A 17,262-nucleotide genomic window follows, 5' to 3' on the forward strand; every position below is an offset into this window, starting at 1 on the left:
GGAACGTGCAGGGGCGGAGGAATGTTCGCCGGTGAACACCGCCGCACGCGACATCTTCCATGCAAGGTCACGCGCTGCGGGGCGACTCCGCCGGCGCACGACCCTGCAGGCGCGTCACGTCTGGTCCCGTGCCAGCCTGCGCAGGCCGAGCGCAAGGCTCGCCAGATAGACACGCTTCGCGGTGAAGTCGCGGATCTTGTTCAGAATCCGCCGCGGGGTCTTGCCGCGCGCTGCCGCGCGCTCGACGTCACGCTGGCCGCTCAGCGTCGATGGCGCCTGCCGTTCCAGCAGCGGAAACGGAAACAGCACGCAGTTCCCGAGGCCCTTTTCCCAGAACCGGCCGAGTTCGTCATCGATCGGGCGGCGAATCGACTCGATGCTCGCGACGAGACGGGCTGCCGCGCGGCGCGAGACGAGGTAGCCCTGCGTGCCGTACGGATCCGACGCGAGGAACAGGATCTGACGGTCGCCGAGCGACCTGACGGGCCAGCCGCGCCGCCACTCCCGGCAGAACAGCCGCAGGTATCCCAGCCCTTCCTGCTCGAGCGCCGCGACGAGGGCGGGAAAGTCGAAGGACGTATCGAGGCAGACATCGTCTTCGAGCACCAGCAGCCAATCGAGCGACGGGTCGGCCTCGAATGTCCGCCAAACGGCATAATGGCTCTTGAAACAGCCGATTTCGCCCGGCGTGAGCGGGCGGCCGAAATGATCCACCTGCTCCGCGACGCGACATGCGATCCCGATGTCGTCATCGGGGCCGAGGGCGTCGAAGAACGACCAGGGCAGCGCGAGATCGGCCAGATTCTCCGCGATCGCCTGACGCCTGTCCCGGCTGTGCGGCAGGCTGACGACCCTCACCGCAAGATGCCGGGCGGGATCGTCCACGGCTGCGCCGGAACGGATAGGCCCTGTGCCGCCAGGTGGCGTGCCTCTCGATCGCATGGCCGTCTCCCGCGGTTGGTGAACTGACGAACGGCTCGGAAACGATCGAAACATGACGTGCGCCCCGGCCTCGCGCCGCCGTCGTCCGGCGTGCAAGGCCCTCCCGTGACATTGAGCCTTGCGCCTAGCAGGCTCTGTGCCTCCGTCTCAATGCCGAGGGGGGCGCGCGGCGGCCTTGATCACCCGCCGGAGACGATGCCGCGCGGATTGCGCCTCAATGCGCGGGGCGGCGACAATCGCGGGGCCTCGCGGATGGTGATTCCCGCCCGGACTCGCGCTGCGGCTCACCGGTCGGAGAGAAAGCGGCGGGCCATCCGCGCCTCCTGCACCTCCATCAGGTCGCGCGCGCCGCGCATGTGCGCGGCCATGGTGCGCCGCGCCGCTTCGGCATCGCCGTCGCGCAGCGCCTCCACCAGGGCGCGCTGGTGATCGCGCCCGCGCCGCCACAGGTCGTAGTTGCGTGGCTCGTAGAGACGGCGCGAGACGGTGATGTCGGAGAGCATGCTCGCCATGAAGCCGATGACGAAGCCGAGCAGCGGGTTCTCCGCGTAGCCGGCCAGCATCCGGTGGAAGTCGAGCGAGGCGACGTGCTGGGCGCGATCCTCGTCGGCCGTGGCGGGGGGCGTGTCGTAGCGGGCGATGTTGGCCTCGAGCGCGGCGAGGTCCGCCTCGCCGAGCCGGCCGGCGAGCGAGGCGGCGAGTTCGGGCTCGAGGGCGATGCGCAGATCGTAGATGTCGGCGATGGTGAGGTTCTTGAAGTAGAAGTAGTTGCCGAGCAGCGCCTGCGCCCGTGCCTCGGAGACCGCATGCACGAAGGATCCGCCGCCGGGCCCGGTCCGCGTCCTGACGAGTCCCTGCGCTTCGAGCAGGCGCATGGCCTCGCGGATCGTGCCCTTGGCCATGCCGAAGCGCTCGATCAGTTCCTGCTCGCCGGGCAGCTTGTCGCCGGGTGCCATGTTCTCGGCGACGACCCAGCTCTTGATCGCCTCTGCCACGCGCTCGGGCCGGCTGCGGCGCGAGGCGTTGCCGGCGGTGCGAGGGTCAGAGCGGGTGGTGACAGGCGGCATACTGGTCGTCGTCCATCTTCGTGAGCGCGGGATCCTCGCGGCGGCAGAGCTCGGTCGCGCGGGGGCAGCGCGCGGCGAAGGCGCAGCCCGGCGGCGGGGCGAGCGGGTCGGGCAGCTCCGTTCCCTTCGCCTCGGGCGGGCGCAGCGGCCGGCCGACCACCGGCGCGGAGCCGGCGAGGAGACGCGTATAGGGGTGGCGCGGCGCCGAAAAGATGCGCTCGGCCGCGCCGACCTCGACCACGGCGCCGAAATACATCACCGCGACCCGGTCGCTGACGGCCTCGACCACGGCAAGGTCGTGCGAGATGAAGATATACGTGAGGCCGAAGCGGCGGCGCAGCTCGGCCAGCAGGTTGAGGACCTGCGCCTGCACCGAGACGTCGAGAGCCGAGACCGGCTCGTCGAGGACGAGGATGCGCGGGCTCGCCGCGAGCGCGCGGGCGATCGAGATGCGCTGCGCCTGACCGCCCGAGAACTCGTGGGGAAAACGGTCGAGGAACTCCTCGCGCAGGTTCACCGAGGCGAAGATCTCGGCGATGCGCCGGGCCCGTTCGGCGCGGCCCATGCCGTGCAGGCGCGCGAGCGGGATTTCCATGATCCGGCGGATCGACTTGCGCGGATTGAGGCTCGAGACCGGGTCCTGGAAGACGTACTGGATCATCCGGCCGAAGGCTGCGGGGTCGGAGCGGTCGAAGGCGCGGCCCTCGATCTCGATGGTGCCTGCCGTGGGCGTCTCCAGCCCGACGAGCATGCGCGCGAGGGTCGACTTCCCGCAGCCGGATTCGCCAACGATGCCGAGCGTCTCGCCCTTCGCGACGTCGAGCGAGACGGGGCGCACGGCACGCACCGCCCCACGCGGCGGGCGGAAGAGACGCGGCCCGACCGGGAAGGTCCTGGCGACGCCGTCGAGGCGGAGCGCGTGGGTCATGGGCGCGCCTCGTCACCTGTCGCGCGGGCAGGCCGGCCGGGACGGGGGCGCTGCCCCCGTCGCCCGTTCCGGGCGACTCCCCCGGAGTATTTGGGCCAAGATGATGGGGCGGGTCCGGCGACGGCCCCTGCGCCGTGGCGCGGGATCATTGCGCGGCCTCGGGCGCATGCGCCGCATGCTCGGGGTAGAGGCAGCGGACAGCGCGTCGCCCCCGGCGCTCGAGGGCGATCGGGCCCTGCCGGCAAGCATCGCGGGTCTTGTCGCAGCGGGGTGCGAAGGCGCAGCCGGCCGGCAGGGCGTCGACGGCTGGCGGCAAGCCCGGGATGGCGTGGAGCTGGCGACGGCCGCCGCCGAGCTCGGGTACGCAGGCGATCAGGCGGCGGGTATAGGGGTGGCCGGGGCGGTCGAGCACCTCGCCCGTCGGCCCCTCCTCGACGATCTGGCCGGCATACATCACCGCGACCCGGTCGCAGAGCTGGGCGACCACGCCGAAATCGTGGGTGATGAACAGGATCGACAGACCGCGCTCGCGGCGCAGGTCGTCGAGCAGGGCGAGGATCTGGGCCTGCACGGTGACGTCGAGCGCGGTGGTGGGCTCGTCGGCGATGATGATGTCGGGGTCGTTGGCGAGCGCCATGGCGATGCCGACGCGCTGGCGCATGCCGCCCGAAAGCTGGTGAGGGTAGGCGTCGATGCGGCTCTCGGCGTTGGGGATTCGGACGGCCTTCAGCAGCTCGACGGCGCGTCTGCGCAGGGCGTCCCGGCCGACGGCGTGGTGGACACGGATCGCCTCGGCCAGCTGGTCGCCCACGCGCATCAGCGGGTGGAGCGTCGAGAGCGGGTCCTGGAAGATGTAGGCGACGCGGTCGCCCCGCAGGCGGCGGAGCGTGTCGTGGCGCGCGCCGACCAGGTCGTCGCCCTCGCGGAACACGGCGCCGCCGGTGATGACGCCCGGCGGCGAGGAGACGAGCTTCATCACCGAGAGCGCGGTGACCGACTTGCCCGAGCCGCTCTCGCCGATCAGGCCGACGCATTCGCCCCGGCCGACTGTCAGGCTCACCTCGTTCACCGCGCGGAAGACGCGGCGGCCGACGTGGAACCGCGTCTCGAGCCGCTGGAGGTCGAGCGCGCCGGCGCCGGGGCCGTCCGGCACGGGACCGGTGCGCCGGACGGTGGTTGCGGGCTGGGGGCGGCTCAGGGCGCCCGACCGCAGGCGGGGGTCGAGCGCGTCGCGCACGCCGTCGCCCAGCAGGTTGATGGACATGACGATCACGAAGATCATCAGTCCCGGCACGAGGGAAGTATGGGGGTTGGTGATGAGCGCAGAGCGCGCCTCGCCCAGCATCGAGCCGAGGTCGGCCACCGGGGGCTGGCTGCCCAGCCCGAGGAACGACAGGCCCGCCGTCTCGAGGATCATCCAGCCCACGGTCGTCGACATGGCGATGACGATGACGGGGACGACGTTGGGCAGAAGCTCGGTCGTCAGGATGGCGAGGTGGCCCTTGCCCGAGAGGCGGGCTGCATCGATGAACTCGCGCCCCGCGATGCCCACGGTCACGCCGCGGATGTTGCGGGCGAAGAAGGGGATGTTGACGGCCGCTACGGCTATGAGCGCGTTCAGCAGCCCCGGGCCGAGGGCGGCGACGATGGCGAGCGCCAGCAGGATGTAGGGAAAGGCCATCAGCATGTCGACGCCGCGCATGACGACGTTGTCGATGCGGCCGCCGAAATAGCCCGCGACGATGCCGATGGCCGAGCCGATCACGGCGGCGATGACCGCCGCCGCGAAGCCCACGGAGAGCGACAGCCGCGTGCCCCAGATCAGCCGCGAGAGCAGGTCGCGCCCCAGATGGTCGGTGCCCAGGAGGTGTCCATCGGAAAAGGGCGGCAGGAAGCGGTCGGCGGTGTTCGTCACCTGCGGCGCCTGCAGGGGCAGGATCGGCGCGGCGGCGGCGATGACCACGACGATGGCCAGCACGACGCCCCCCGCCAGCGCCAGCTGGTTGCGCGCCAGCAGCCGGACGAATCCGATCATGGCTTGATCCGCGGGTCGAGCAGGCTCTGCGCCACGTCGACCACGATGTTGAACATCACGTAACAGGCGGCGACGAACACCACCCCCCCCTGCACCAGCAGGATGTCGCGGGTGAGGATGGCATCGACCAGCATCCGCCCCACGCCCGGCCACTGGAACACGATCTCGATATAGACCGAGCCCGACAGCACGAAGCCGGCCTGGATGCCGAGGACGGGGATGATCGAGACCATCGCCGCCTTCAGCGCGTGCCGCCAGATCACCCCGCGCTCGGGCACGCCCTTGGCGCGGGCGGTGCGGATGAAGTCCTGCCGCAGCACCTCCAGCATGGCCGAGCGCGAGAGGCGGGCGATGACGCCGGTGGCCACGACCGCCAGCGCCGTGGCCGGCATCGCGAGATGCCGCAAGAGGTCGGGCAGGTCGCCGCCACCGTAGATCGCGTACATGCCGGAGACGGGCAGCCACCGCAGGTTCACCGCGAACAGAAGGATCATCATCATGCCGAGAAAGAACGACGGGATCGAGATCCCGATCAGCACGGCGAAGGTGATCGCCTTGTCGGCCAGCCCGTACTGGCGCGCGGCCGAGACGACGCCGGCCAGGATGCCGAGCAACGCGCAGATCACGAAGGAGGTGCCGGCGAGGATCAGCGTCGCGTTGAACCGCTCCAAGATCTCGTCGAGCACCGGCCGGTTGAGCGAGAACGACCGCCCGAAATCGCCCTGCACCATGTTCCCCAACCAGATGAAATACCGCTGCACCAGCGGCTTGTCCAACCCGAGGTCGCGGTTCAGCTTCTCCACGTTGTCGGGCGTGGCGTAGGAGCCGAGGATGGCGGTCGCCGGATCGCCCGGGATCATCGCCATGATCAGGAAGACGATCACCGTGATCCCCAGCAGCACGGGCACCGCCGAGACCAGCCGCTTCAGGATATAGGCGCCCATCGCCCCGCCCCTTCTTCTTGCTCGAAATATCCCGGGGGAGCGCGAGGGGGCTGGCCCCCTCGCATGGGTCGGGCCGGCCCCCGCCGGCCCGAAATCAGTTCTTCTCGACGTCGTGCAGCAGCAGGAAGAACGACGGCTCGAGCTGGAAGTTCTCGACATTCGCCCCTGTCACCGCGTTCTGCTTCCAGTTCGCAACGAACACCCACGGCGCGTCCTCGTGCACGATCGCCTGCATCTGCTTGTAGAGGTCGGCGCGCCGCTCCTGGTCGGTGGCCACGCGTGCCTCTTCCAGCAGCGCGTCGACCTCGGGGTTGGAATAGTAGCCCGAGTTGAAGCCGCCCTGGTCGGGCATCGCCTCGGTGCGCAGCGCGAGGAAGGGCAGGGTGTCGGGGTCGTTCGTCATCCACGCCATCTCGGCCATGTCGGCCTTGCCCTCCAGCCCCGGGTTCACCTCGCCGAGAAAGGTGTTCCACTCGTAGGTCTCGATGGCCACGTCGAAGCCCACCGCCTCGAGATCGGCCTGGATCGCGGTGCCCATCGCCACCGGGTCGAGCATGCCCGAGCCGCCCTCGGTGACGAAGAAGGTCAGCTCGGCCCCCTCGGCGCCGGCCTCGGCGATCAGCTCGCGGGCACGGTCGGGGTCGTGGGGGTAGGGCTCGAGCGCGTCGTTGTAGGCCCAGGCGAAGGCGGGCGGCGTCGGCCCGGCGGCGACCTCTGCCGTGCCCTCGAGCACGTCGTTGACGATGGCCTCCTTGTCGATCGCGTAGTTGGCGGCCTGCCGCACGCGCCGGTCGGTGAAGGGGCCCTCGCGCAGGTTGAGGATCAGGAACCAGACATGCGGCCCCGCCTGCTCGTGCACCGTGTAGTCCTCGGTGTCCTGAAATTCCGACAGCGCGACGGGCGGCACCTCGACCATCAGGTCGATGCCTCCCGCCAGCATCTCGGCGGTGCGGGTGTTGGCGTCGGTGATCGGGCGGAAGACGACCGCCTCGAGCTCGGGCGCGCCGTCCCAGTAGTCCGGGTTGCGCTCCACCACCACGCGCTGGTTCGACTGCCACTCGACGAAGCGGAAGGGGCCGGTGCCCGAGGGGGTGCGGCCGTAATCGCTGCCGTGCTCCGCGACAGCGGCGGGCGAGACGAGCAGGCCCGTGGGGTAGGCGAGGTTCGACAGGAAGGGCGCGTAGGGCTCGTTGAGGTGGAAGCGCACCGTCATGTCGTCGACCACCTCGGTCTCCTCGATGGCCGAGAAGAAGAAGGCGAGCGGGAAGGGGCCGGTGTCGTGGTAGGGGTGATCCTCGTTCAGCATCCGGTCGAAGTTGAACTTGACCGCCTCGGCGTCGAAAGGCGAGCCGTCGTGGAAGGTCACGCCCTCGCGCAGGGTGAAGGTGTATTCGGTGCCGTCCTCGCTGGTCTCCCAGGCCGTCGCCAGCGCCGGCTCGACCTCCAGCGTGCCCGAACGGTAGCGCACCAGCCCGTCGTAGACGTTCATGAGGATGCGGAAGTCGTTGACCGCCGTCACCGCGGCCGGGTCGAGCGCCTTGGGCTCTGCGATCTGTCCGACGACGAGCACGCCCGGCGGCGTCTGCGCCGCGGCCGGCCCTGCGAGCGGGGCGAGGCCGAGCCCGAGCCCTGCGGCCGCGACGGTCGCGGCCAGCACCGTCCGGCGGGTCCAGGTGATGATCATGGTGCAGCTCCCTGTGAGAACGTGTTTGAGGGCAAATTATCATGAAAATTTGCTTCGGGCAAAATTTTCATGATAATTGTGTGGAAGGAGGGCCTGCATGACCTTTTCGATCCTCGCGCGCGATCCCGCCGGCGGCGAGGTCGGCGGCGCAGCCGCGACCGGCAGTCTGTGCGTCGGCGGTTGGGTGCTCCGCGCCGACCCGCGTGCCGGCGCCTCGGCCAGCCAGGGGGCTGCACCCTCGACGTTCTGGGGCGAGGACGTGCTGGTGCGGATGCGCGCGGGCGAGGCTGCCGCGCAGGCCGTCTCGGCCGTGACGGGGGGCGATGCGGGGCGCGACCACCGCCAGCTTGCCGCGATCGGCCCGGACGGCGCCACCGGCCACTTCACCGGCACCGCAAACACGCCCGCCATGGGCGCGCGCGTCGCACCGGGCCTCGTCGTCACCGGAAACCTGCTGACGGGCGAGAGCGTTCTCGACGCGGCTCTGGAGGCGTTTCGCGCCGCGCCCGGCGCGCTGGCCGATCGCCTGCTCGCCGCGCTGGAGGCCGGCGCGCAGGCGGGGGGCGACAAGCGGGGCCTGCAATCGGCCGCTCTGCTCGTCGTGGGGCCGGCCGCGCCCCCCCTGACCCTGCGCGTCGACTGGAGCGCGAACCCGCTTGCCGACCTCGCCAGTCTGCGCGCCCGCGCGGCGCGCCCGCCCTATGCCGACTGGCTCTCCAGCGTGCCCGTGCTGACCGACCGCGAGCGGCCCGGCCCCGCGTGACAGCCGCGTCCTCGGTGACGGCCGCATCCCGACAATTCTACGGGTTCGGGGCGTTCTTCACCGAAGCTTAAGGGCGCGGGCCGCATGACCCCATCGGCCGCGGGCATGTGCGCCGCGGGTGCGTTTCTTGGAAGGGAACCCGGATGGAACGGCGTCACAGGCTTGTGCTCGCGCTCGTGATAGCGCTGTCGGCGCTGACGGGTCCGCTTCTGGCCGTGGCGGGCACGGCGCCCTCGGAGGGCGGCCTCGTGCTGGTCGTCGGCCCTGCCGGTTCCGCAGCGCGCGACGCGACCGTGCGTGCGGCCGGCGGCATGCCTGTCGGTCCGGCACAGGCGCCTCTGGCCGGCTTCGCGACATCCGACGCGCCAGGTTTTGCCGCACGCCTGCATGACGCCGGCGCCTGGTTCGTGCTCGACGGCGATCGCCTCGCCCTGCTCTGTGGATTGCAGACATGACCCAGACCTCCCCGATCCCGCTCGGCCCCGCGGCGAACGCCGCTACCGACGCCTCCGCGGCGGACGCCGCCACCGACGCGTCCGAGGCCGCCCGCCGGCGCGGACATGTCCTCATCGCCCGGGCCGCCACAGCCTGCGGCCTGCTGCCTCTCGGCGGCGCCGCGATGGCGGGAACTCCCTTTCTGGCGGCGCTGGCGGCGGGCGCAATCTTCGCGGTTCTCGGCGCCGGTTCGCTGCGGATGGCACCCGCGCTCGGCCGCCCGGTCGCGGCGATCGCGCTGGTGGCCCAGGTCGCCGCGCTGACCGGCACGCTGTCCGGCCACCCGTGGCAACTCGACAGCCACATGTACTTCTTCGCAGCCCTCGCTGCGACGCTGGTCATGAACGACCGGTCCGCCACGCTCGCCGCCGCGGCGGCCATCGTGGTGCATCACGGCGTGCTGACGCTCGCCATGCCCGCGTTGATCTACCCGTCGGTCTCGCTTCTGGTCGACCTCGAGCGCCTTCTGGCTCACGGCGCAGCGGTCGTGGTCGAGACGGCCGCGCTGGTCTACGCCATCGACACACGCGCCCGCCTGGATGCGCAGGGGCGCAAGGATGCCGAGCGCCTGCGCGCCGCGATGGACGAGGCCGAGGCGACCCGGGCCGAGGCGGAGAATGCCCGCACCCGCGCCGAGGCCGCGAAGGCGGAGGCGGAATCGGCAAGCCGCGCGGCGCGCGAGGCCGCCCGTGAGGCCGAGGAGGAGAAGGAGCGCGCCGAGCGCGCCGACCGCGATGCGCGCGAAGCCGCGGCCCGCGAGGCCGCCCGGAGAGACGAGGTCGCCCAGGCCCAGCGCATGGTTGTCGATGCCCTGCGCGGCGGACTCAAGGCGCTGTCGGAAAAGGACCTCGCCCGTCGCCTTTTCGAGCGCTTCCCCGACGAGTACGAGGAGTTGCGGCAGGATTTCAACCGCGCGGTCGAGGCGCTCGAGGGAGCGATGCGCAGCGTGCTGTCGGGGGCCGACGCGATCGGGCGGGAGACCGCCGAGATCACCTCGGCGGCCACCGACCTGTCGCGCCGCACCGAGAGCCAGGCCGCGACCCTCGCCGAGGTCTCGGCGTCCGTCTCGTCGCTCGTCGCCACCGTGCGCGAGACCGCCGAGAGTGCTGGGCATGCCAACAGCGAAGTCGCGCGCACCCGCACCGATACCGAGGAGAGCGCGAGCCTCGTGACCCGCGCGGTCGAGGCGATGAACGAGATCGAGCATTCGTCGACGCGGATCCAGTCGATCATCAAGGTGATCGACGACATCGCCTTCCAGACCAACCTGCTCGCGCTGAACGCCGGCGTCGAGGCGGCGCGTGCCGGCGAGGCGGGACGGGGCTTCGCCGTGGTGGCCTCGGAGGTGCGCGCGCTCGCGCAGCGCTCGTCGGAGGCGGCCGACGAGATCAAGCAACTCATCGAGGCGAGCGGCACGCAGGTCGGCACCGGCGTCGATCTCGTGCGCAAGACGGGCGAGGCGCTGACCACGGTGACAGAGAGCGTGGCGCGGGTGACCGAACGCATATCGGAGATCGCGCAATCGGCCGAGAGCCAGTCGGCGAGCCTCGCCGAAATCGACACTGCGCTGGGCGAGCTCGACAAGGTCACCCAGCGCAACGCCGCGATGTTCGAGGAGACGACGGCCGCCAGTCAGTCGCTCGCCCGAGGCGCCGAGGCTCTGGTCGGCACGATCGCCGTCTTCGTCCCCGACGCCGACGTCGCCAGAGCCGGCGGCGGCCGGTCGCCGAAGGCGGCCTGAGCCGCCGGGCAGAACCGCTCGGTTTGCGCCGCGCCGGCCTGTCCCGGCATGCAGGGGCGCAGCCGGGCCCGGTGGATCGGTGTCGGTCGATGTTGCTCCATGCGGCGGGCACTCTGGTGCCGGCCGTCTTCGAGTCCGCTTCCCCCCGCCGCGCCGCCCGCCGCGCCGCGCCCGTCGCGCGGGCCGACACGGGCGCTCGGACACGGGCCCTTGGACACGGGCCCTTGGACACGGGCACGATGGCGCGTGTCCTGGCGTTCGTTGTGCGCCCCCGCCGCAGTCGCAGGTCCCGGCAGGCCGGCCTCGCCGATCCGCGGACGGGCGCCGCATCGGCGCATCCCGGGCGAGGGTCGCTTGTTGGCGAGGCCGGCCTCGCGTAAGGGAGGGCCAAATTCGCGGTGGGCGCAGCCTTGAAAGTCATCTCCCTGTCGTCGATTCCCCCCAGGTTCGAGGTGATCGGGCCGACGCTCGAGTGCCTCGTGGCGCAGGGCTCGGCGGCCGATTCCGTGGAACTCTACATCCCGCGCACCTACCGCCGCTTCCCCGATTACGATGGCCGGCTGCCCGCCGTGCCCGCCGGCGTGACGGTGCTGCAGCCCGAGGCCGATCTCGGACCGTCCTCCAAGGTGTTGCATGCCGCGCGCCGCTACCGCGATCAGCCCGAAGCGCAGATCCTCTTCTGCGACGACGACCGCGACTATTACTCCGGCTGGGCCGCGCGCCTGTTCGCCGAGCAGGCCGCGCGCCCCGACGAGGCGGTGGCGCTCACCGGGTGGGACGTCGAGCGCACGGGCCTCGACGCCTACGCCCCCCGGCCAGAGCCACGCCATGCCCGGCGCGCCCGCCGGTGGGACTGGGACTACCGCGCCAAGCGGATCCGCCAGATCCTGTCGGGCAAGGCCAAGGTGCCGATCCGGCTCAAGCCGGCCCGCCGGCTGATCGCGCGCCCGGGCTACGCCGACATCTTCGAGGGCTATGGCGGCGTCGTCGTGCGACCCGGCTTCTTCGACGACGAGTGCTGGGACATCCCGAAGGTGCTCTGGGCGGTCGACGATGTGTGGTTGTCGGGCATGCTTGCCCGCCGCGGCATCGGCATCTGGGTGCCTGCCGGCCTCTACGAACCGAAGAACACCGTGGCCGACCTGACCGAGGCGCTGTTCCGCTGGCGCACCTCGGACATGGGCCGCGCCCAACTCAACGCGCATTGCGCCCGTTACCTGCGCGACACATATGGCGTCTGGAGCGACAGGGCGTCCGACCTGCAGATGGCCCGTTGAATCCAGCCGCGCACACCAGCTAGACAGCGCGCCCGAGACCAACGGGGCCGCGACACGGGGCCCGCGCCCGGACCCGACCCGGCCGAGGGGGCCGCCGCCGATGAGCACCGAAACCGAAGACCGCCCGAGCGAGCCGCGCCGCGCCGGCCTCGGCGCGCGGCTGTCGACGCTCTTCGGCAGCCGCGCGACCGGGGCCGCGACCGAGGGCGAGGCCGACGAGGCAGATCTTCGGCAACAGCTGTTCACCACGCGGGACCGCGACAACATCCTGTGGTTCTGGAACAGCTATCTCAAGAAGCGCACGCCCTGGCTGTTCGTCGTGCTCGGCATGATCATGGTGCAGGGCGTCGTCTACCAGCAGTTCCTCGCGCTCACCGAGTCGGGCCTGCGGGTGATCTTCGAGGAGGGCGATTTCAGCGACCTGGTGCGCGTCTGCGCGATCGTCTTCGGCCTGTTCGTCGTGCGCGCGGCGATGTCCTACCTCGTGCCGCGGCTCTCGGTCTTTCTCGCCTCGAACGCCGTGCAGGAGCTCCGGCACGACCTGATCGACCGGGTCATGATGCTCGACCTCGCCTATTTCGAGCGCACCAAGCCGGGCGATCTGATCCTGCGGCTCGTTCTCCAGGCGCAGCAGCTGAGCGTCTTCGTGGGCCAGGGCACGGTGGGGGCGGTGCGCGACGCGGTCACGATCCTGATCGTGTCGGGCTACCTGATCTACAAGTCGGCGACGCTTTTCCTCGCCACCGTGGTGATCCTGCCGGCAATCGTGCTGCTGATGCAGTACGTCTCGCACCGCATCAAGGACGTGCAGCGCAAGGCCGAGAACGCGATGGGCGCCTACATGGGCGGCATCGAGGAGATGGCCAACGGCATGCGCACCGTGAAGATCTCCAACCAGGAGGAGAACGAGAAGGGCCGGCTGCGCAAGGCCACGGAAGACATCAAGGATCTCGCCCTGCGGCTGCAGGCGGCGCAGGCGCTGGTGGTGCCGACGATCGACCTCGCCTCGGCCATCACCTATGTGCTGGTGATCGGTGGCGGCGGCTGGTTCGTGCTCATGGGCACGAGCGGCATGGACGGCGCGGCGATCATCACCTACCTGCTCGGCCTCGTCCTGATCTTCGATCCTGCGCGCATGCTCGCGCAGTTCTTCGCCAAGCTGCAGGCCAACCTCATCATCCTCAACAGCGTGCGGGAGCTGTACGAGGAGGTGCCGACGATCACCGACACGCCCGGCGCGACCGACGACTTCGACGTCGCCGGCGACATTCGGCTCGAGGACGTGCGCTTTTCCTACAGCCCCGACGTGCCTCTCTTCGAGGGGCTCGACATGACCGTTCCAGGGGGCAAGACGACCGCGGTGGTCGGCGCCACCGGATCGGGCAAAACGACCGTGCTCAGCCTGATGACACGGCTCTACGACGTCGAGGGCGGGACGGTGACGATCGGCGGCAAGCCGATCCGCGAGATCCGCATCCGCCCGCTGCGCAGCGCTTTCTCCGTGGTGGCGCAGGACATCGTGATCTTCAACGCCTCGATCTGGGAGAACATCCGCTATGTCAAGCCGGAGGCGACCGAGGCCGAGATCTGGGCCGCCGCCGAGGCCGCGGAGATCGCCGACCTGATCCACCAGCGGGGCGACGCGCCGCTCGGGCCCAAGGGCAGCCAGCTCTCGGGTGGACAGAAGCAGCGCATCGCCATCGCCCGCGCCTTCCTGCGCTCGGCGCCGATCCTGCTGCTCGACGAGGCGACCTCGGCGCTGGATCAGCAGACCGAGGACAAGGTGAAGGCGGCGCTCGCCCGGCTCGGCAAGGACAAGACGACGATCATCGTGGCGCACCGACTGTCGGCCGTGACCCATGCCGACTGGATCTACGTTCTCGATGCCGGTCGTATCGTCGAGGAAGGGCGTCACGCCGACCTGATGGCCAAGCGCGGCCTCTACGCCGGGATGTACGAGGCGCAGAAGGGCGGCTACGAATAGCCCCGGGCGGGGCGCCCGCCGCGGCATCGCGGCGCCGGTGCCGCAGTTGCCTGCCCCGCCGGCCTGTGCCAAGCCGGACGCCGGTGGCAGAGCGCGGAAAGAGGACCGGATGATCAGCTACGAGCAACGGCGCCGCATGATGGTCGACACCCAGGTTCGGCCGGCCGATGTGACCCATTTCACGGTGATCGACTCCATGCTGTCCGTTCCGCGCGAGCGCTTCGTGCCGGAAGGCTGGCGCGAGGCGGCCTATGCGGGCGAGAATGTGCCGCTCGCGCCGGGGCGCGTCCTGTTCGAGCCGCGCACCGTGGCCAAGATGCTCGATTCCGCCGACATCCAGCCCACCGACGTGGTGCTCGACGTGGGCTGCGGCCTCGGTTACACGACCGCCCTCGCCGCGCGGATGGCCGAGGCGGTCGTCGCGCTGGAGGAAGATCACGGGCTCGCCCACGAGGCCGAACAGCTGCTCGCGGCCGAGGGCGCCGACAACGCGGTGGTGATCGAGGGACCGCTCGCCGAGGGCGCCGGCCGGCACGGCCCCTACGACGTCATCCTCGTGCAGGGCGCGGTCGAGGAGCTGCCCGACAGCTTCGCCGACCAGCTCACCGAGGGCGGCCGCATCGTGTGCCTCTTCATGGAGGGCGAGCTCGGCGTGGTGCGCCTGGGCGTCAAGGCCGACGGCGCGGTGACCTGGCGCTTCGCCTTCAACGCCGGGGGACCGGTGCTTGCAGGCTTCACCCGCGAGCGCACCTTCTCGCTCTGATGAAACCGCGCTCGCGGGCCGGGGATGCGACTGATATAGTCGAGAAAACATGCCCAAGGCAGGGAGCAACGAGGTGATAATCGACAGAACCGCCCCGCGGCACGTCCTACGGGTCGGGCTCATCTGCGCGTCGCTCGCGCTCGCGCCGCTCTCGGCCGCCGCCGAGACGCTGACCGACGCGCTGATCGACGCGTATCGCAATTCCAACCTGCTCGAGCAGAACCGAGCGGTGCTGCGTGCCGCCGACGAGGATGTGGCCCTGGCCGTCTCGGCCCTGCGCCCGACGCTCGACTTCATCACCAACCTGCGTGGCGACCTGATCGACCAGAGCGCCACGCCCCGCACCGACGACCTCAACGACCTGTCGGCCACCTTCTCGCTCGCGGCGCGGATCGTCCTGATCGATTCCGGCCAGCGCGGGCTGCAGATCGACGTTGCCAAGGAAACGGTGCTCGCCACCCGCGAAGCGCTGCGCGTGGTCGAGCAGAACGTGCTTCTGACCGCGGTCGACGCCTACTTCAGCGTGCTCTCTGCGCAGGCCTTCGTGGAGCTTGGCGAAAACAACGTGCGCCTGATCGGCGAGGAGCTGCAGGCCGCGCGCGATCGCTTCGAGGTGGGCGAGGTGACGCGTACCGACGTGGCTCTGGCCGAGAGCAGCCTGGCCGCCGCGCGCAGCACGCTCGCCGCTTCCCGGGGCGACCTCGAGCGGGCGCGCCAGCAGTTCCGCACCGCGGTGGGGCGCCCGCCGGGCGATCTGCAACTGCCCCCCGACACGCCCGCGGTCGCCAACACGCTGGACGAGGCCGTGGCGATCGCCGTGCGTCTCCACCCCGACATCAAGCGGGCGCAGCGCGAGGTCACCGTGTCGGACCTGAGTGTCGACATCGCGAGCCGTGCCTACGGGCCGACGATCTCGGCCACCGGCCAGATCTCCACCGACAATACCGGCAACGAGCAGCAGATCGTCGGGCTCGAGTTTCGCCAGCCGATCTATTCGGGCGGTCGCCTCGCCGCGCTCGAGCGTCAGTCCATCGCGCGCGCCGACCAGACCCGCGCGGCGCTGCACCAGACGACGATCGAGATCCAGGAGCGGGTGCGCGTGGCATGGTCGAATGTCGAGGTCGCACAAGCGCAGATCGCGGCGACCGACCAGCAGATCCGGGCCGCGCGCATCGCCTTCGAGGGCACGCGGGAGGAGGCACGGCTCGGCGCGCGCACCACGCTCGACGTGCTCGACGCCGAGCAGGACCTGCGCAACGCCCGGGCCAGCCGGATCGAGGCCGTGGCCCAGCGCTACTTTGCCATTTATTCACTCCTGTCCTCTATGGGTCTTCTGACCGTCGAGCATCTCAATCTCGGCGTGCCGACCTACGATCCGGCGGCCTATTACAACGCGGTCAAGAACGCCCCGGCGCGGCACAGCGCCCAGGGCGAGGCGCTCGATCGGGTGCTGCAGCGGATCGGCCGCGAGTGAGGCAGGGTGCGGCATGCGCCTGTCTCGGGCGCGGCCGTGCAGAGGGCGCAGGCGCGTCGGTGAACGACAGGGTCTGACCGGGAGAGTTTCATGTCCGACCAGCCGAAGCCGGCCGAAATCGAGGATGTCCTGTCCTCAATCCGCAGGCTCGTCGCCGGCGGCGATGCCGAACGCGCCGCGCCGCCCGGGCCGCCGGCATCCGATGCGGAGGGGGCCGACGCTGAAGGGCGCGATGCTGCAGGAAGCGATCCCGGGGCGGATCTGATCGCCGCCCCCGATGCCGAGGCGGCCAGCGCGACGCCGGAAGGACAGAGTGCCCTGGCCGGCGCGTCGCAAGACGCGGGCGCCGGAGGGCCGGGTCGAGACGAGGCCGGCTTGCCCGACGATCCCGAGGCTGCGGCGGATGCCGCTTGGTCCGCTGCGGCAGGAAACGTTGAGAAAGAGGGGGGCGTGGGCGGCCTCGACGCCTCGAACGAACTCCCGGGCGGAGCGACGGTCGCACCCGACGGTGCGGTTTCTGCCGCCGGGGCGGAGCCTGCCGAAGACATCACTTCGGAGGAAGGCTGCGACGACGAGGCCGAGGCCGAGGCCGGGCCTTCCGCGCCCTCCCCCGCTGCGGCTGAGGCCGGCCATCCGGGCGGAGACGCGGGCGACCTGCCCGCTCCGGATGCAGAGACCGGCTTCGACGCGGGCACTCTCGCCGGGCCGCCCGAGGACGGCGATAACCGCGACGGAGACTCCGCCGATGCGGCCGGCGGTCACGCTTCCGATACGGCCGACGCCCCCGACGAGCGCCTCTCCGCCCTCGTCCTGACTCCGGCCCTGAGGATCGAGCCGGGACGCGACGCCCCTGACGTCGACACTGCAGGGCCGGCGGAAGGCAGGCCAAAGAGCAGGCCCCCGCATGCGGCGTCGCCCGTCTCTCCGCTGCTGTCGCGGGCGATGCAGGCAGGCGGGCCGGCCGCGCCCCGCCAGGGATTCGGCTTCGGCATGGGCCGCACGGACGAGCAGGCGCCTGCCGCGACGTCTCCGATGGGCGAGGAAAGCCCCGATGCACACGCCGCACCGGGCCCGAAAGCTCCGGTGGACGGGGGGAGGGCCGCGCACGATCCCTCACGGGGTGCGGCCCCCCCGCCGACCGATCACGGCGACGGAGAGGCCGGTG

The 17,262-nt window shown here is 71.0% G+C and carries 14 protein-coding genes; 7 read left to right on the forward strand and 7 right to left on the reverse strand.

Translation table 11 applies throughout. From position 1 onward, the window contains the following. Positions 1–114: 114 nt before the first annotated feature. The 6 genes from DLJ49_RS02955 to DLJ49_RS02980 all read right to left on the reverse strand — a co-directional run bounded on the left by DLJ49_RS02955 (position 115) and on the right by DLJ49_RS02980 (position 7,600). Positions 115–885, reverse strand: a complete 771-nt coding sequence (locus DLJ49_RS02955) for a glycosyltransferase family 25 protein (protein WP_158547383.1) — start codon at positions 883–885, stop codon at positions 115–117. 341 nt (positions 886–1,226) lie between these two features. Continuing rightward, entirely contained in the window at positions 1,227–2,009 is a 783-nt protein-coding gene (locus DLJ49_RS02960) for a FadR/GntR family transcriptional regulator (RefSeq protein WP_115392026.1), read from the reverse strand. Beyond that, a complete protein-coding gene (locus tag DLJ49_RS02965; RefSeq protein WP_115392027.1) occupies positions 1,984–2,937 on the reverse strand; it encodes an ABC transporter ATP-binding protein in 954 nt (317 codons plus the stop codon). Before DLJ49_RS02965 ends, DLJ49_RS02960 begins: the two co-directional genes overlap by 26 nt. A 145-nt stretch (positions 2,938–3,082) precedes the next feature. Then, complete coding sequence (locus DLJ49_RS02970) at positions 3,083–4,972, reverse strand: dipeptide/oligopeptide/nickel ABC transporter permease/ATP-binding protein (protein WP_199533280.1); 1,890 nt, start codon at positions 4,970–4,972, stop codon at positions 3,083–3,085. Further along, complete coding sequence (locus DLJ49_RS02975; RefSeq protein WP_115392028.1) at positions 4,969–5,916, reverse strand: ABC transporter permease; 948 nt, start codon at positions 5,914–5,916, stop codon at positions 4,969–4,971. The genes DLJ49_RS02970 and DLJ49_RS02975 overlap by 4 nt, the downstream gene beginning before the upstream one ends. A gap of 94 nt (positions 5,917–6,010) precedes the next feature. Beyond that, positions 6,011–7,600, reverse strand: a complete 1,590-nt coding sequence (locus DLJ49_RS02980; RefSeq protein WP_115392029.1) for an ABC transporter substrate-binding protein — start codon at positions 7,598–7,600, stop codon at positions 6,011–6,013. A gap of 97 nt (positions 7,601–7,697) precedes the next feature. Between DLJ49_RS02980 and DLJ49_RS02985 the strand changes: the two genes are divergently transcribed. From DLJ49_RS02985 to DLJ49_RS03015, 7 genes are all read left to right on the forward strand, one after another. Beyond that, positions 7,698–8,363: a DUF1028 domain-containing protein gene (locus tag DLJ49_RS02985; protein WP_115392030.1), complete on the forward strand. Its 666-nt coding sequence runs from the start codon at positions 7,698–7,700 to the stop codon at positions 8,361–8,363. A gap of 164 nt (positions 8,364–8,527) precedes the next feature. Further along, positions 8,528–8,818, forward strand: a complete 291-nt coding sequence (locus DLJ49_RS02990) for a hypothetical protein (RefSeq protein ID WP_147277256.1) — start codon at positions 8,528–8,530, stop codon at positions 8,816–8,818. Then, on the forward strand, positions 8,815–10,599 hold the full coding sequence (locus tag DLJ49_RS22010; protein WP_233488644.1) for a methyl-accepting chemotaxis protein: 1,785 nt from the start codon (positions 8,815–8,817) through the stop codon (positions 10,597–10,599). The genes DLJ49_RS02990 and DLJ49_RS22010 overlap by 4 nt, the downstream gene beginning before the upstream one ends. 410 nt (positions 10,600–11,009) lie before the next feature. Continuing rightward, the gene (locus DLJ49_RS03000; protein WP_115392032.1) at positions 11,010–11,876 is read left to right on the forward strand and encodes a glycosyltransferase family 2 protein; all 867 of its coding nucleotides are present in this window, start codon (positions 11,010–11,012) and stop codon (positions 11,874–11,876) included. 100 nt (positions 11,877–11,976) lie between these two features. Next, positions 11,977–13,860 (forward strand): ABC transporter ATP-binding protein, encoded by a 1,884-nt coding sequence (locus DLJ49_RS03005; RefSeq protein WP_115392033.1) that lies wholly within the window; start codon positions 11,977–11,979, stop codon positions 13,858–13,860. 109 nt (positions 13,861–13,969) lie between these two features. Then, positions 13,970–14,623, forward strand: coding sequence for a protein-L-isoaspartate O-methyltransferase family protein (locus DLJ49_RS03010; RefSeq protein ID WP_115392034.1), 654 nt, complete (start codon positions 13,970–13,972; stop codon positions 14,621–14,623). A 73-nt stretch (positions 14,624–14,696) separates the two neighbouring features. Beyond that, positions 14,697–16,097: a TolC family outer membrane protein gene (locus tag DLJ49_RS03015; RefSeq protein WP_369932439.1), complete on the forward strand. Its 1,401-nt coding sequence runs from the start codon at positions 14,697–14,699 to the stop codon at positions 16,095–16,097. Between the two features lie 135 nt (positions 16,098–16,232). On the opposite strand, the gene DLJ49_RS22290 is transcribed toward DLJ49_RS03015, so the two are convergent. Further along, complete coding sequence (locus DLJ49_RS22290) at positions 16,233–16,859, reverse strand: hypothetical protein (RefSeq protein WP_158547384.1); 627 nt, start codon at positions 16,857–16,859, stop codon at positions 16,233–16,235. Positions 16,860–17,262 lie beyond the last annotated feature (403 nt).

Origin of the sequence: Rhodovulum sp. 12E13, assembly GCF_003340565.1 — a bacterium.
Lineage (GTDB): Bacteria > Pseudomonadota > Alphaproteobacteria > Rhodobacterales > Rhodobacteraceae > HLUCCA09.

Coding starts and splice junctions, on each gene's coding strand:
- DLJ49_RS02965 (WP_115392027.1), bottom strand. CDS start 2,937: ATGACCCACGCGCTCCGCCTCGACGGCGTCGCCAGGACCTTCCCGGTC.
- DLJ49_RS03005 (WP_115392033.1), top strand. CDS start 11,977: ATGAGCACCGAAACCGAAGACCGCCCGAGCGAGCCGCGCCGCGCCGGC.
- DLJ49_RS22010 (WP_233488644.1), top strand. CDS start 8,815: ATGACCCAGACCTCCCCGATCCCGCTCGGCCCCGCGGCGAACGCCGCT.
- DLJ49_RS02975 (WP_115392028.1), bottom strand. CDS start 5,916: ATGGGCGCCTATATCCTGAAGCGGCTGGTCTCGGCGGTGCCCGTGCTG.
- DLJ49_RS02985 (WP_115392030.1), top strand. CDS start 7,698: ATGACCTTTTCGATCCTCGCGCGCGATCCCGCCGGCGGCGAGGTCGGC.
- DLJ49_RS02970 (WP_199533280.1), bottom strand. CDS start 4,972: ATGATCGGATTCGTCCGGCTGCTGGCGCGCAACCAGCTGGCGCTGGCG.
- DLJ49_RS02980 (WP_115392029.1), bottom strand. CDS start 7,600: ATGATCATCACCTGGACCCGCCGGACGGTGCTGGCCGCGACCGTCGCG.
- DLJ49_RS03010 (WP_115392034.1), top strand. CDS start 13,970: ATGATCAGCTACGAGCAACGGCGCCGCATGATGGTCGACACCCAGGTT.
- DLJ49_RS02960 (WP_115392026.1), bottom strand. CDS start 2,009: ATGCCGCCTGTCACCACCCGCTCTGACCCTCGCACCGCCGGCAACGCC.